Below are 14,057 nucleotides of genomic sequence, written 5' to 3' on the forward strand. Positions count from 1 at the left end.
AGGGCTAAAAACCACACATTCAGGTTGCGCATACAGCAGCAACGGAGGTCTTGCGCCATGGAATTTAACATAAATATCACCCTGCCCGAAAATGACGCCGCTGACAGCCTGGTGCTGCCGGTGGCAGGCAAAAAGCTGCCCGGGTCCCTCTCAAAAATCGACGCAGCCACTGGCGGCAGCCTGACAGCGCTGCTGGCAAGCGGCGAACTGGCTGACAAAACCGGCGCCACGCTGGTGAGCCACGTGACGGTTAACGGCAAGCTGCGCCGGGCTATTCTGGTGCAACTGGGCGAGACCACCGACATCGTCGCGCTGCGTACTGCTGCAGCAGCGGCAGCTCGCGCCGCCATCGCGGGCAAAAGCGCCACGGTGGGCGTGCATCTGCTGGGCGCGCTGGCTAAAGAATTTGATCTGCAACTGGCCGCCGCCACTGTCACGCACGCGTTTCTGTTCGAAGGCTATCGCTTTGATCAGTTCAAATCGAAAGCCGATGCACCGGCCGCACTGACCACCGTTAACGTGGCCATCAGCAAAAAAGACCAGTCCGCCGCCGCCGAAACCGGCGTGGCCTATGGTCTGGCGCTGGGCCATGGCGTTAACTTCACCCGCGATCTGGGCAACACGCCGCCGAACATCTGCACCCCAACTTATCTGGCCGAACAAGCGATCGAACTGGGCCAGACCGGCAAGAATCTGCAGGTCGAAGTGCTGGACGAGCCGCAGATTGCCGCGCTGGGCATGAACTCCTTCCTCGCCGTGGCCAAGGGTTCGGTCGAGCCGCCCAAGCTGATCACCATGAATTACAAGGGTGGCAAGGGCAAGCCCGTGGTGCTGGTGGGCAAAGGCATTACCTTCGATACCGGCGGTATTTCGCTGAAGCCGGGCGAAGGCATGGACGAAATGAAATACGACATGCTGGGCGCCGGTGCGGTGCTGGGCGTGATGAAGGCCGTGGTTGAGCTGCAACTGCCAATCAACGTGGTGGGCGTAATCGCCACCTGCGAAAACATGCCAGCTGGCAATGCGCTGAAGCCGGGCGATATCGTCACCAGCATGTCGGGCCAGACCATCGAAGTGCTGAACACCGACGCCGAAGGCCGTCTGATTCTGTGCGACGCGCTGACTTTCGCCGGCAAGTTCGAGCCCGAAACCGTAATCGATCTGGCCACACTGACTGGCGCTTGCGTGATTGCGCTGGGCCATATCGCCAGCGGCCTGTACGCCAACGACGAAGCACTGGCTGCCGAATTGCTGCGCGCCGCCGATGTCACCGGTGACAAAACCTGGCGCATGCCGCTGTGGGACGACTACCAGGATCTGCTGAAATCCAATTTTGCCGATATGGCCAATATTGGTGGCCGCCCGGGTGGTTCCATCACTGCCGCATGCTTCCTGGCGCGTTACACCAAGGAATACAGCTGGGCGCATTTCGACATCGCCGGCACCGCGTGGAAATCCGGCGCGGCCAAGGGTGCGACGGGCCGTCCGGTGTCGTTGCTGGTGGAATTTTTGAGCCAGCGTGCGGCCCTGTCCGGCAACAAGCCTGCGGTGAAAGCTGCGGCTAAACCGGCAGTAAAAGCGCCGGCCAAGCCAGCTGCGAAAGCGGTAGCCGTTGCCGTTGCCGCCGCCAAGCCTGCCAAGAAAAAGTAAACCGAAACCGCCATGGCTGAAGTCACGTTCTATTTTAATGTGCGCCACCGCGAGCAGGCCTTGGCCCAGCTTGCGGGCAAGGCCATGGCGCAACGGTTACGCATCAATGTGCTGGCCGCCGATGAGGCTGGCGCATTGCGGCTTGATCGGGTGCTGTGGGATACCCCGCAGATCGGCTTTCTGCCGCATTGCCGCGCTGACGAAGACATCGCCAGCGCCACCCCGATCGTGGTCGATTTCCGCGCGGAACAACTGGGCGCACGCGACGTGCTGTTCAATTTTTCAGGCGTGGTGCCGCCTGTTTCTGCGCAGCAACACACGCGCATTATCGAAATCGTGTCGCAAGACGAAGACGAACGCCTGGCCGCGCGCGAACTGTGGCGCGCCTGGCAAGCCAGCGGCATTACGCCGGTGGCCGTCGATATGCTCAAGCTGGCGCCATCCCCGGAACGTATGCAGAGCGAAGCCCCATGAGCGACCACGACGAAAGCGTCAGCCCGCTGTTTAACAAGATGGATGCGCTGATGGCGCGCCATCGCGGCGGCAGCGTCCGGCCCGACGACGACGTGTTGCCGGTGCTGACCGAAGTGGCCGACGCCGACGCGGATGCGCTGGAACTCGATCCGCTGGATATTCCGGTGCTGACGGTGGAAGCCGCGCCCGTGCCGTCCGCGCTGATGTTCGATCCCAAAGAATTTCTTACTCACCAGCCCGCGGTGGCGCGCCCGGTGGAAGTGGTGCCGGAGCCCGCGGCCAGCAAAGCGCAACCGGAATTTCTGGATTTGCCGCTGCTGGATCTGGATTCGTTGCTGGAAGTGCCCGCTCCGTTTGGCGAAGCGGCGCATAGCGCGGCGCGCGCCAACGCACCGGTGCAGGAAGACCTGCCAGTCGATACGCCGACCGAAGCGCTCGCCCCCAGCGCCGAAACGCTGCAATGGGAAACGACGGTTACGCCGCCCGCTGCCATTGTCGATGAAGCAGCGTTTAGCGCAGCCACCGACATCAAGGTGATCGAGCCGACCGCGCTGCAGTGGGAAGACGCACCGAGCGCCGCACTGACTGCCTCGGTGGAATATCAATCCGAAGCGGCCGCCATCGAAACCTTGCAAGCCGTGACGGTGGATGAGGTGCATTTTGCTGATGCGCACGGCGATGACGATATTCCGGTGCTGACCGCTGAAGCCGTCATTGAAGAGGGCACGGACTGGGAGCCGGTATCGCCGTGGTGGGACGACGCCGCCACGACCGAGACCGTGACCGTCGAGGCTTGGGCAGAATCAGCGGGTCAGGGCTTTGTGGCCGATGCCAGCGTGGCCGCGCCGAGCGCTGCGGCCGACACGGACGCGGTAGCTGAAACTGTGGTTGAAGCAGAAAGCCAGAGCGAACCGGTATTTACCGTTGAATTTACCCACGTCGGCGAAAGCCGGCTTGAAGTCGATCTGGATGAGCTCAGCCTGGCGGCGCAGGAAGTGCCTGTAATCGAGACCGAGGCGTTTAATCCGGACGTTCTGAATACCCATGGCGCCGCGCCTGCGGTGCAAACTGCTGAAGCGCTGCTGCCTTCACCCGAAGCTGTGGAGCCGCGGCCTGAGCCAATCTGGCATGTTGAGGTAGTTAGCGCGCCGGCGCCGCTCGAATCGCCCGTCGATACGCCGGTGGAACTGGCCAGCACAGTGCCGGAGGAGGCCATCGCGGCAGTGCCGGCCGAAGCGCCGGCAGCCCTCGTTTCCGAGCCGGTGCTTGAGCCGCATATCGAGACCGTGGCCGTACCTTTCGCCGAACCCGCTTTGCAGACTAGCAGTGCGCCGGAACCGGCGCCTGAGCCCGAACCCATTGCCCCGGCCGCGCTGCCGCCCGTCGAATTCGCACCCGTCGCAGACATCGCCGCAGCCCCACCCGAAGCCGCCACAGCCCAAATGGACGCCAGCGCCATCGCCGAAGTCACGGCAGGCGTGGCCGCGCATCTGGCCGTGGATATTTCCACCGAGGTGGAACGCCTGACGCGCCAGCACTTCCAGCAAATGATGCAAAGTCTTTACGGCGAAGCGGTGATTGCGCTGGTCGAAAAAGTCAGCCTGGAACTCGAAGCGCGGCTGGCCCCGCGTATCGACGAGCTGGTACGCGCCGAACTGCGCAATCGCGGTTTGCTCGACTAACCCGCGCCCTGCCCGCCCCCGCCACGCAACCGCACGGCAGCCCACCAAAGATCACGGCGCGTTCCTTTGCAGGAAACGCGCCGTGTCAGTTTTTGCGAGGGTGTGGCGCGCTATTTGCGCATCCACTGCCGCGCCAGCTTGGCGATACGCCATCCGGTCAGCGCCAGCGGCAACACCTTGGCAATCCAGGTAAACCGGCCACGCGCCAGCAGCACGGTGGCGACATCGACAAAACCGGCCGGGCCGGAAAATGCCTTCAGTATGCCGCGCGCCGCTTTGCCTTTCTGGAACGGCGCGCTCAGCGTGTTCCAGTCTTGCGCCAGTTGCAGTCGGTAAGCTTCGGATTGCAGCAACAACGTTTTTTTGCGCATTTCACGCAGTTCGCGCTGGGTAAGTTTGCTCATGGCAGAAATTGCTCCCTATCCTTGCGCAGTTCATCCAGCGTGTGCGCAAACGGGTGCGCGGCCTGCACCACTGTCTGCCAGGCGGTGTAAAGGCTGAACGCCCCACCCGCCAGGTAGACAATTGCGACGCCCAGCAACGCAGCCCAGCGCCATTCTTCGGCCACCCACCACACCAGCGCCACCGACAAAACGGCCAGCCCCAGCCACACGACAAACGCCCCGACCAGCACCAGGATCAGTACTTTAACAAGGCGTTCTTTTTCGTCCTGCAACTCCAGGCCAAACAAAGACAGGTGGTTATGCGCCAGGCCCGCCAGATTGGAGGCCAGGCGCTGCGCAATACCGCGGTGATGTTCGCGGGCGGATTGTTGGTCGCTCATGATCGCGCCGGATTAACGACGCGAAACGAGCAGGCCCAACAGAAAGCCAACGGCCGCGCCCACGCCCACCGATTGCCACGGGTGGTCATGCACGTATTCGTCGGTCACTTTGGCGGCGTACTTGGTTTTTTCGGCCACCAGCTTTTCGGTTTCCAGCAGCTTGGCCTTGGCGGTTTGCAGATTGGCGATTACTTTCTCGCGCAGCACTTGCGCTTTTTCGCCGGTCTGGTCGGCCGCGTCTTTCAGGTAGCCCTCGGTTTCGGTGAGCACGCCTTGCAGATCATTGATCAGGGTTTCTTCGGTGTTATTTGCCATTTTTTGATTCTCCGTGAGGGTGCTTGGGGACGCATCGTCGATGCGTTGCAACATGGAACCATTTTGGGCCATACAGCGGCACAGCCAAGTTAAGTATCACTGAACCGGTTGTAGTCCAGTTTACGACACGCTTGCAGATTGACAAGGCTCAGCGTTCAGCATCGATCCGCCCCGCAGCCTCTGCACTCCACGTATAATTGCCCGTTTTGCATCGTTTTCCGGGCCTCTGCACACATGAGCACTGCACTCGAACAACTCGCCAAGAGTTATGAACCGGCGGCCATTGAAGCCAACTGGTATCCGCGCTGGGAATCGGCGCACTATTTCAGCCCCAGCATGGACATGGACGCGCCATCGTTCTGCATCCAGCTGCCGCCGCCCAATGTGACGGGCACGCTGCATATGGGCCACGCGTTCAACCAGACCATCATGGATGGCCTGACGCGTTATCACCGGATGAAGGGCGACAACACGCTGTGGCTGCCCGGCACCGATCACGCCGGCATCGCCACGCAGATTGTGGTGGAGCGCCAGCTCGATGCCCAGGGTGTTTCGCGCCATGATCTGGGCCGCGGTCCGTTCATTGAAAAAGTGTGGGAATGGAAACAACAGTCCGGCGACACCATTACCGGCCAGATGCGCCGCATGGGCGCGTCGGTGGACTGGAGCCGCGAATACTTCACCATGGACGACCGCATGTCCGGCGTGGTGTCCGAAGTGTTTGTGCGCCTGTTTGAGCAAGGCCTGATCTATCGCGGCAAGCGCCTTGTTAACTGGGATCCGGTGCTGGGGACCGCCGTCTCCAACCTCGAAGTGATCAGCGAAGAAGAAGATGGCCATCTGTGGCACATCCGCTATCCGCTGGTTGAAGCCGACGCGCAAGGCGGCCTGACGCACCTGACCGTTGCCACCACGCGCCCGGAAACCATGCTCGGCGATTCGGCCGTGATGGTGCACCCGGACGACGAACGCTACGCGCATCTGATCGGCAAAAAAGTGCGCCTGCCGCTGTGCGACCGCGACCTGACCATCATTGCCGATGATTACGTCGACAAGGAATTTGGCACCGGCGTGGTCAAGGTGACGCCTGCGCATGATTTCAACGATTACGCCGTCGGCCAACGCCATGATCTGGCGCAGATTTCGATTCTGACGCTGGACGCGAAGATCAACGAAAATGCACCGGCCGCCTATCAAGGCATGGAACGCTTTGCCGCGCGCAAACAGCTGGTGGCTGATCTGGACGCGCAAGGCTTCCTGGTTGAAGTGAAGAAACACAAGCTGATGGTGCCGCGTGGTGATCGCACCGGCACCGTCATCGAGCCGATGCTGACTGACCAGTGGTTTGTGGCGATGAGCAAGCCGGACGAGACCGGCAAGAGCATCACGCAAAAAGCGCTGGATGTGGTCGACCGCGGCGAAGTGCAGTTTGTGCCGGGCGACTGGGTGAACACCTATCAAGCGTGGCTGAAGAATATCGAAGACTGGTGTATCAGCCGCCAGCTGTGGTGGGGGCATCAGATTCCGGCGTGGTATGACGAAGACGGCAAGGTGTACGTGGCGCGCACCGAGGCCGAGGCGCAAGCTCAGGCCGTCGGCAAAACGCTGACGCGCGATAATGATGTGCTGGATACCTGGTTCAGTTCGGGTCTGGTGCCGTTCTCGTCGCTGGGGTGGCCCAACCAGACCAACGAACTGAAGGCGTTTTTGCCGTCGTCGGTGCTGGTGACCGGCTATGACATCATCTTCTTCTGGGTGGCGCGCATGATCATGTTCAGCACGCACCTCACCGGCCAGGTGCCGTTCAAGCAGGTGTATGTACATGGTCTGGTGCGCGACGGCGAAGGCAAGAAGATGTCGAAGTCCGAAGGCAACGTGCTTGATCCGGTGGATTTGATCGACGGCATCGCGCTGGAACCGCTGCTGGAAAAACGTACCACCGGTCTGCGTCGCCCCGAAAAAGCCCCGCAAGTGGCCGCCAAAACGCAGAAAGAGTTTCCGGAAGGCATTCCCGCTTATGGCGTGGATGCGCTGCGCTTTACCTTTGCCAGCCTGGCCAGCCTGGGCCGCTCAATCAACTTTGATCAAAAGCGCTGCGAAGGCTATCGCAACTTCTGCAACAAGCTGTGGAACGCCACGCGCTTCGTGCTGATGAATGTGGAAGGCAAGGATTGCGGCTTTGATCTGGTCGATGGCAAAGAAGCCGAACTGGACTACGGCTTTGCCGATCGCTGGATTATCGGCCGTCTGCAAGAGGCCGAAAAAGCCGTGACGCTGGCGCTGGATACGCTGCGCTTTGACCTCGCCGCACAAGCCATCTATGAGTTTGTCTGGAACGAATACTGTGACTGGTATATCGAGCTGGCCAAGGTCTCCACGCAAACCGGCACCCCGGCGCAACAACGCGCCACGCGCCGGACGCTGATCCGCGTGCTGGAAGTGATCCTGCGCCTGACGCATCCGATCATGCCGTTTATTACCGAAGAACTGTGGCAGACCGTCGCGCCGTTGGCGCATGCCAAAAACACCGACTCGATCATGATTGCCCAGTGGCCGGTGGCGGACGAAAGCAAGATTGATGCGGCCGCGAATGCCGATGTCGAAATCCTGCAGGCACTGGCCTTTGCCGCACGTAACTTGCGGGGCGAAATGGGGTTGAGCCCGGCGCAGAAAGTGCCGCTGTTCCTCGAAGGCGATGCCAGCCTGGTGCGCTTTGCCGATTACCTGAAGCCGCTGGCCAAGCTGTCGGAAGTGCACGTTGTCGCCGCGCTGCCCGCTGATGACGCTCCGGTGGCCGTTGCACCGAATGCACGTCTGATGCTGAAGGTGGAAGTGGACAAAGCCGCAGAAAGCGCGCGCTTGACCAAGGAAATCGCCAAGACGCAAGAGGGTCTCGACAAGGTGCAAGCCAAGCTGGACAAACCCGGCTACACCGACAAGGCGCCGGCGCATCTGGTGGAAAAAGACCGTGCGCAGATCGCCGAGCTGCAAGACAAGCTGGGCAAGCTGAACGAGCAGCTGGCCAAGCTCAAGTAAGCGGGTTGCACGACGCCATGCAAAAAGCCACGCATCACTGCGTGGCTTTTTTTCGTCCGTACGATCGGGCCCGACGCGAGCCTGACCCTGCACTCAGTTGAGCGGAATGCGCGCCGAAATATCCAGCCATGCACCCGGTTGCGCCACCGGCACCACCTGGACGGCGGCGGCGACGGGCACGCGCGCTTCATAGGCGTGGCCCTGATACCAGACCCATTGGCCCGGCTGATAAACATAGCCCGGACGCCAGTCAACAAAGCGGTGCGCGTGCGCTTCACGCCAGCCATCCCAACGGGCGCGCTCGTGCCAGCGCGGATCATCGCGATAATGCGGCGGCGGGGGCGGTGGGCCGCCGTGCCAGCCGTCGTGGCGACCGCGGTCGTCGTGATGATCATGATGACCGTGCCAGCCGCGATCCGGGCCGCGATCATCGTCGTGGTCATGCGCCATGGCGCCGCTTGCCGCGCCGATCAGCGCCAGCGCCATCAGTGCCTGTAGAAGACGATGCTTTGTCGTCATGATGTTTCTCCTTGTGTGTTCTGCTTGCCGCTTATGAGGCGGGGGATGGCGCTGATACTGCCGGGGATGTGGCGGCCCGACTGTTAGCTTGTTAACAATTCGTACAGCTGGTTACGCGACAAGACAGGACGGAAACACGCGCGGGCTGCGGCTTATGCGCATCAGCAAACCCTGCAAGCCCCATGTTGTTTGACGCTGAACCGCTTTGTGGTTAGTTTTGATACGGCTTACATATGCGCCGTTGCACACCACTCCCCATGTCACATCCGCTCCGTCTGGACTTTGCCCGCTTGCTGCTCAACAGCCACGCCTTGTTGTTGGGAGAGCCGTTGGCCGACGCGTCATTGTCACTGCCCGAAGCGACTCGCTGGCTGTATGAAGACGCGCCGTTCTGCCTGCTGGCGCACAGTGCCGAGCTGGACCCGCGCTTTATCTACGCCAACATGGCGGCACAACGGTGCTTTGCCTATGACTGGAATGCCTTCTTTGGCATGCCGTCGCGTCTATCAGCCCAAGCGCCGGAACAAACCGAACGCCAGCAAATGCTCGACCAGGTGGCGCGCGACGGGTTTATCACCGGCTATCGCGGTCTACGTATCGACGGCAAGGGCCAGCGCTTCTGGATTGAAGACGGCCGGTTATGGAATCTGCTGGACGATGCGGGTACGGTGGTTGGACAAGCCGTCGCCTTCAGTGACTGGCGCCCTGCCCCCACGGCCTGAGCCGGGTCACCTCTCACACTCACAATGGCTCCGCTCATCGCCACTGGTGATATTCGTTACATGCCGACTGCGACTTTATACCGGGCTTATCGCTGTATTGGCGGATTACGCTGACACCGCTTTAAACCGAAGTGCCGATACTCAGGGCCCGACGGTTATGAGACGCTGTTCACGCTATGACTCATGCACGCGGCGTAACCCGCAAGCTAAGTGGATACGTTCACAGCATGGCCGGATTGCGCGGAGATAGAATTTTCTCCAGCAAAAAAGAACGAGACCAACCAGGTCCGAACGCTACAGGAGAAACACCATGTCAGATCAAAAGCTTCATCCCGTTATCTGGGTCACCGCAGGCGCCGTTATTCTGGCGTGCGCGGCGGCAGTCGCTCACTTTGCGGGCTGGATGGGCGGCCCCAAAGCAGAAGATACCAACGCAGCGCTGGTCGCCAGCCAACCCGCGGTGGCCGTCGCCACGCCGTTGCCGGAACTGGCGGTGGCTTCCGCGCCGGTAACGCCGACCGCACAACCGGTCGCAGCCGCCACGGCTGCCCCGGCCCCGGTTAAAACAGCCAGCACGAAGCATCACAGCCAACGCGCGACGGGCCGTAACGAAGGCACCGAATACGCCAATAACAACGCGCCGGCCCAAAACGCGCCGGTTTGCGCCAATTGCGGCCGTGTCACCAGCGTCGAAGCCATTCAGCATGAAGGCAGCGGCTCTGGCGTTGGTGCTGTCGGCGGCGGTGTGGTGGGTGGCCTGGTCGGCAACCAGATCGGTAACGGTCGTGGCCGTACCCTGGCGACCGTAGCCGGCGCACTGGGTGGCGCGCTGGCGGGCAATACTGTCGAAAAACACGTGCGCACTTCCACCGAATACGTGGTGCACGTGGCGTTTGACGATGGCTCCAGCCGTAACTTTACCTACAAAGACAAGCCGGGCTTCTCGTCGGGCGAACGCGTCCGCGCTAATGGCGACACGCTGTCGGCCGACTAAATCCAACTGGATAGAACCTGCCCCGCCACTTAGGGTCGGCTTCCACAAAAAGGCGCACTACGGTGCGCCTTTTTTATTGGGCCGCCGCGACCGTTCAAGCCCGCGCAAAGCTCCGCCCGACGGCACTTGCAGGCCAACGATCCCCACCCCGTTTGCGGCGCTGGCCGCATGTTGTAAGCTTGCGTCCTCATTCATTTTTGCGGAGCAAACTGCCATGCCTGTGCGCCTGAAAGCGGCCTTGATCCATCTGCTATCAAGCGTTTTGATCTTTGCAATCGTCATCGGCACCATGACCACGCTGTGGTATCCATGGCCGTATTACGAAATCAATGGTTTGTGGCAGGGTTTGCGCATTACCGCAGGCGTCGATGTGGTGATGGGCCCGGCGATGATGCTGTTGCTGTTCAATCTGAAAAAGACCCGCCGTGCGCTCGCTGTTGATATGACGTTGATCGCCGTGCTGCAACTCAGCGCGCTGAGCTATGGCGTGTACACCATCTACCAACAACGGCCCTATCTGGCGGTGGTGCTGGACGGGCGCATCAGTTCACTGCATGAAGAGGATCTGGCGCCGGGTGCGCCGCGCGCCAGGGTGGCGCAATTGATCAGCAAGTCGGAACTGCGTCCGCCGATGTTGGCCGTACGCCCACCGCAAGATGGCGGCGAATTTGCCGACATGCTGGTCACCGAACTGACGTCCACCGGCTTTCCACCGCAATTTACCCAGCGGCTGGAACCGGTGCAGGCCCACTGGTCGCAGGTGCGGGACAACGCCGTGTCTTTGCCGCTACACCTGGAAGAATCGGCCAAAGCCACGCTGGAGGCGTTCTACCGCAAGCACAACGTCAAAGCGGCAGACGTCACCTTGCTTGAAGTTTCCGGGCCGTTTGGTGGATGTACTGCGGGTTTCAACAGTGCGACGGGCCAGTTTATTGGCTACATCGACATTGATTCCAGCCGCTTTGGCCATGGCCGCAAGCCCGGCAAGAAAGCGGCATCGGCCGTAGCCGGCAAAGCCTCTGCGGCATCGGCCGTGGCGGCCAGTAGCGCAGCGATCAGCAAATAAGCGGCTGGCGCGCCGGATTGGCACCCGGTGCGCGTTTGCCTCACAAGCTGGAAAAACACAGAAGCGTATTGCGGACCCGCGTGAGCCTAGTGATGGTCCTGCCGCACCAGATCGCGCGCGCGGCGGATCAGCACATCCATCAGCAAGGTAATGCTTTGCCGGGTTTCTGGATCGTCGACCCGCGCATAGATGTCGCCCAGCGCCTCGTGCACTTCACAGGCCAGATGAAACAGCAGGACTTTCTCGCGCTCGTTGGCGCGCAGCAGATAACTGTTGATCTCGTCGACGACCTGATCGGCCAGCTCGCCGGGATAAAGCGCGGGCGAAGTAAGAATACGCTCGTAAATGCGCACCCCGACCACGCCCAGCGACAACAATTGGGTTGCCATGCCCGGCTCCAGAATTTGGTGTTATCTCAATGTAGACTGTGACCTGCCAGCCGCTCGCGCCGCCTGTCTGATCAATCGCAAAACTGGCCCGTAACCCGCGCCCGTACAAGCTTTAAGCGAACACTGATTGATGCCGCCCAGCGGGAACGGCAACGTTTCCCGGTATTTCCGGGCACGAAAAAAAACGCCCAGCGGGGCGTTTTTTGTTGCAGCGGACCAGGCCATGCTGCGCGATAACCGACGGCTGCAATACGCCAGCCTTACGCTTAGCGTCCTTGTGCCGATACCGCGTATTGCACGCGTTCGAAGTCCACGCCGCGTTCGACCACGGATTCCAGGCGGATTTTGCGGGTGCCTTGGCCATCCCACCATTCCACAAGGCGGCCCGGGCGAAACCAACCCACCGGCAACAGCAAGCTCGGATTGGCCTTCAGACTGGGGGCTGCGGGCAACCACAGGCATTCAGTCCAGCTACGACGGCCTGCATTCACCATATCCACCGGCCGCACCGTCGCGGCTTGGGGCGAACCGGGCAGCAATTTAACGCCGATCACCACCTGGCTTTCTTCTTGCTGCAGCCAACGGATCACGCCCACGAAATAGCGGCCACCCAGATTGACAGCCAGCAACTGTTGCAGCGATATCCGCGCGCCCTCGGTCAGCACACGGCTTAACTGCATGCCGTTGGCGGATTCGTTACGCACCTGCCAGTTTTCGCCCAGCGCGGCTGGTGCTTCGGCGGTGGCTGTGGCGGAGGACGCGCTTTGGCCAAACAGATGCAAGCGCATTAAATCCTGCGAATCCAGTGAGCTTTGCTCTTCCGGCAATTCAAAGCCCACGGCGCTGCCGGTGGCCTGATGCTGGCGGCTGAGGCCAAACACCACCTCGATCTGACGCGAAGACACATGCCGCGGCAGCGAGCGATCGGTGGGCTGTTCGCACCAGGTGCGGTACAAGTCCACCAGCAAGCCTTCTACCACCGTGCCGGCAAACTGCTCGCCCAGGCCCAGTTTGTCGGGGCTTTCGCCGTTACGCAGCAATTTGATGCGACGCGACAGCGCTTGCGCCAGCTGATAGGTATCGATTTCGTAAATGCTCTCGCCCACCATGCGTGGCTCGGTGCGACGCGGCGGAGCGGGATCGTTAAAGTCGATCTGCAGCGCGCCACGGCCCGGCAACGAACGCGCCTCTTTTTCCAGCGGCGCACGCGGCGCCAATGCGGGCAGACGTTCGTCCAGCCACTGGATCTGGCGCGCAGTAAAGTGGTACGGGCTGGCGCCGGCCAGCAGCAAGGCATGGATAAACACGCCTTGCGGGGTAGCGACACCGGCCGCCTTCAGCAGGCTGTCTTTGGCGGGTTTCTCGGCCACGCCGCGCGACTCGGCAATCTGGTAATAGCTAAACAGCGTCTGCCACAGTTCGCGCGATACCGGTCGATACGCCAGCAGATGTTCGCGCACCAGCAGGCACTGATAGCGCATGCTGCGTTCGGTCAGCAGCACCAGGTGTTCTTCGACTTCGGCCACGCTCTCCAGCGCGGCGCGCCAGCAGCGGGCATAGCCTTCGGCCATCGTGCTCCACAAACCCAGCGCGGCAGTCCAGGCGGCCATCTCGTCTTTGCCAAACGGCAAGGCGCGCCCCAGATAGCGGTCGGCTAGCGTGTGGTGCACCAGATGCACGGCTTCGCGAAACAGCTCGAGGATCTTGAGGGATTCGTACGGGGCGATGGCGCTGCGGTTTAACTGGCCGATGGCTTCAACCAGTTCGGCTTGCGCTACCGGGGCATTGATCAGAGGCAGCAGCTGCAACCATGCCTTGGCCGACCGGGCATCGCTGAACGGCGGTTGTTCCGTGCCCTGAAAGGGAGGTAACTGGTCAGTCTGGATCATGGGGCAAGTTGGCTCAGGCGTTGTTTCAGGCTTTCCAGCATGTCCGGGCTAACCTTGACCATCGATTCGGCATGGCGCGGCGCAGCCCAGATTGGATTTGGAAAATGTCTATCTGTCAGCCAGCGCGGAATCACGTGCCAATGTACGTGCGGCACCATATTGCCCAGGCTGGCCAGGTTTATTTTGTCGGGATTCAGGGTTTCCCGCAGGACACCCTCTACAGCAAACACCACGTGCATGATGCGGTCACGCTCGGCGACGGACAGATCGGTCATTTCGGCTGCATGGCGGTTGAGGATAACCCGACAAAAGCCCGGATAGCCCGGTTCGTCCACCATGATTACGCGACAAAGATCTTCACGCCATACAACCAGGTCGCCCTGATCATTGCACAAAGCACACCCTACATCCATCACGGTTCCCTTATGTTTGCGGCAGATTATAAACAAGCACGCGACATAAACAATCGGGGCATGATAACTGTCATGCCCCGAAAGGGATTGTAACTGACCGGAGGTCGAAAAGGTAGCAGGAACG

General features: G+C 61.1%; 14 protein-coding genes. 7 read left to right on the forward strand and 7 right to left on the reverse strand.

Annotated features, from left to right (window positions below; all coding sequences use genetic code 11):
• The first annotated feature begins 57 nt into the window (after positions 1–57).
• The 3 genes from WG78_RS21320 to WG78_RS21330 are packed head-to-tail and all read left to right on the forward strand — an operon-like array spanning position 58 to position 3,806.
• Positions 58–1,650: a leucyl aminopeptidase gene (locus tag WG78_RS21320; RefSeq protein ID WP_083459517.1), complete on the forward strand. Its 1,593-nt coding sequence runs from the start codon at positions 58–60 to the stop codon at positions 1,648–1,650.
• Between the two features lie 12 nt (positions 1,651–1,662).
• Positions 1,663–2,124: a DNA polymerase III subunit chi gene (locus WG78_RS21325; protein WP_053939869.1), complete on the forward strand. Its 462-nt coding sequence runs from the start codon at positions 1,663–1,665 to the stop codon at positions 2,122–2,124.
• Entirely contained in the window at positions 2,121–3,806 is a 1,686-nt protein-coding gene (locus tag WG78_RS21330; protein WP_053939870.1) for a hypothetical protein, read from the forward strand. The genes WG78_RS21325 and WG78_RS21330 overlap by 4 nt, the downstream gene beginning before the upstream one ends.
• Positions 3,807–3,916: 110 nt before the next feature.
• Here the strand turns inward: WG78_RS21330 and WG78_RS21335 are convergent, their stop codons facing one another.
• The 3 genes from WG78_RS21335 to WG78_RS21345 are packed head-to-tail and all read right to left on the reverse strand — an operon-like array spanning position 3,917 to position 4,905.
• Positions 3,917–4,210: a hypothetical protein gene (locus tag WG78_RS21335; protein ID WP_053939871.1), complete on the reverse strand. Its 294-nt coding sequence runs from the start codon at positions 4,208–4,210 to the stop codon at positions 3,917–3,919.
• Complete coding sequence (locus tag WG78_RS21340; RefSeq protein WP_053939872.1) at positions 4,207–4,590, reverse strand: phage holin family protein; 384 nt, start codon at positions 4,588–4,590, stop codon at positions 4,207–4,209. The genes WG78_RS21335 and WG78_RS21340 overlap by 4 nt, the downstream gene beginning before the upstream one ends.
• A 12-nt stretch (positions 4,591–4,602) precedes the next feature.
• Positions 4,603–4,905 (reverse strand): ElaB/YgaM/YqjD family protein, encoded by a 303-nt coding sequence (locus WG78_RS21345; RefSeq protein ID WP_053939988.1) that lies wholly within the window; start codon positions 4,903–4,905, stop codon positions 4,603–4,605.
• A gap of 234 nt (positions 4,906–5,139) precedes the next feature.
• Here WG78_RS21345 and WG78_RS21350 point away from each other — a divergent pair, with 234 nt between their 5' ends.
• Entirely contained in the window at positions 5,140–7,941 is a 2,802-nt protein-coding gene (locus WG78_RS21350) for a valine--tRNA ligase (protein ID WP_053939873.1), read from the forward strand.
• Positions 7,942–8,034: 93 nt separating this feature from the next.
• Here WG78_RS21350 and WG78_RS21355 read toward each other — a convergent pair whose 3' ends face one another.
• Entirely contained in the window at positions 8,035–8,460 is a 426-nt protein-coding gene (locus tag WG78_RS21355) for a hypothetical protein (RefSeq protein ID WP_152969345.1), read from the reverse strand.
• 257 nt (positions 8,461–8,717) lie between these two features.
• Between WG78_RS21355 and WG78_RS21360 the strand changes: the two genes are divergently transcribed.
• From WG78_RS21360 to WG78_RS21370, 3 genes are all read left to right on the forward strand, one after another.
• Positions 8,718–9,182, forward strand: coding sequence for an MEKHLA domain-containing protein (locus WG78_RS21360; RefSeq protein WP_053939875.1), 465 nt, complete (start codon positions 8,718–8,720; stop codon positions 9,180–9,182).
• Between the two features lie 310 nt (positions 9,183–9,492).
• Positions 9,493–10,176, forward strand: coding sequence for a glycine zipper 2TM domain-containing protein (locus WG78_RS21365; protein WP_083459519.1), 684 nt, complete (start codon positions 9,493–9,495; stop codon positions 10,174–10,176).
• A gap of 214 nt (positions 10,177–10,390) precedes the next feature.
• Positions 10,391–11,242 (forward strand): hypothetical protein, encoded by an 852-nt coding sequence (locus WG78_RS21370; protein ID WP_053939877.1) that lies wholly within the window; start codon positions 10,391–10,393, stop codon positions 11,240–11,242.
• Positions 11,243–11,328: 86 nt separating this feature from the next.
• Here the strand turns inward: WG78_RS21370 and WG78_RS21375 are convergent, their stop codons facing one another.
• From WG78_RS21375 to WG78_RS21385, 3 genes are all read right to left on the reverse strand, one after another.
• Complete coding sequence (locus WG78_RS21375; protein WP_053939878.1) at positions 11,329–11,631, reverse strand: hypothetical protein; 303 nt, start codon at positions 11,629–11,631, stop codon at positions 11,329–11,331.
• Positions 11,632–11,897: 266 nt separating this feature from the next.
• Positions 11,898–13,520 carry a cyclic-di-GMP receptor FimW-related protein gene (locus tag WG78_RS21380; protein WP_053939879.1) on the reverse strand — a complete coding sequence of 541 codons (1,623 nt, stop codon included), beginning with the start codon at positions 13,518–13,520 and terminating at the stop codon, positions 11,898–11,900.
• On the reverse strand, positions 13,517–13,969 hold the full coding sequence (locus tag WG78_RS21385; protein ID WP_236692101.1) for an HIT family protein: 453 nt from the start codon (positions 13,967–13,969) through the stop codon (positions 13,517–13,519). The genes WG78_RS21380 and WG78_RS21385 overlap by 4 nt, the downstream gene beginning before the upstream one ends.
• Positions 13,970–14,057: the final 88 nt, after the last annotated feature.

The sequence above is a fragment of the Amantichitinum ursilacus genome (assembly GCF_001294205.1).
GTDB lineage: Bacteria > Pseudomonadota > Gammaproteobacteria > Burkholderiales > Chitinibacteraceae > Amantichitinum > Amantichitinum ursilacus.

What these genes read in the sequence shown, in the direction of transcription:
- WG78_RS21320 (WP_083459517.1), top strand. Translation starts at nt 58, where the DNA reads ATGGAATTTAACATAAATATCACCCTGCCCGAAAATGACGCCGCTGAC.
- WG78_RS21325 (WP_053939869.1), top strand. Translation starts at nt 1,663, where the DNA reads ATGGCTGAAGTCACGTTCTATTTTAATGTGCGCCACCGCGAGCAGGCC.
- WG78_RS21330 (WP_053939870.1), top strand. Translation starts at nt 2,121, where the DNA reads ATGAGCGACCACGACGAAAGCGTCAGCCCGCTGTTTAACAAGATGGAT.
- WG78_RS21335 (WP_053939871.1), bottom strand. Translation starts at nt 4,210, where the DNA reads ATGAGCAAACTTACCCAGCGCGAACTGCGTGAAATGCGCAAAAAAACG.
- WG78_RS21340 (WP_053939872.1), bottom strand. Translation starts at nt 4,590, where the DNA reads ATGAGCGACCAACAATCCGCCCGCGAACATCACCGCGGTATTGCGCAG.
- WG78_RS21345 (WP_053939988.1), bottom strand. Translation starts at nt 4,905, where the DNA reads ATGGCAAATAACACCGAAGAAACCCTGATCAATGATCTGCAAGGCGTG.
- WG78_RS21350 (WP_053939873.1), top strand. Translation starts at nt 5,140, where the DNA reads ATGAGCACTGCACTCGAACAACTCGCCAAGAGTTATGAACCGGCGGCC.
- WG78_RS21355 (WP_152969345.1), bottom strand. Translation starts at nt 8,460, where the DNA reads ATGACGACAAAGCATCGTCTTCTACAGGCACTGATGGCGCTGGCGCTG.
- WG78_RS21360 (WP_053939875.1), top strand. Translation starts at nt 8,718, where the DNA reads ATGTCACATCCGCTCCGTCTGGACTTTGCCCGCTTGCTGCTCAACAGC.
- WG78_RS21365 (WP_083459519.1), top strand. Translation starts at nt 9,493, where the DNA reads ATGTCAGATCAAAAGCTTCATCCCGTTATCTGGGTCACCGCAGGCGCC.
- WG78_RS21370 (WP_053939877.1), top strand. Translation starts at nt 10,391, where the DNA reads ATGCCTGTGCGCCTGAAAGCGGCCTTGATCCATCTGCTATCAAGCGTT.
- WG78_RS21375 (WP_053939878.1), bottom strand. Translation starts at nt 11,631, where the DNA reads ATGGCAACCCAATTGTTGTCGCTGGGCGTGGTCGGGGTGCGCATTTAC.
- WG78_RS21380 (WP_053939879.1), bottom strand. Translation starts at nt 13,520, where the DNA reads ATGATCCAGACTGACCAGTTACCTCCCTTTCAGGGCACGGAACAACCG.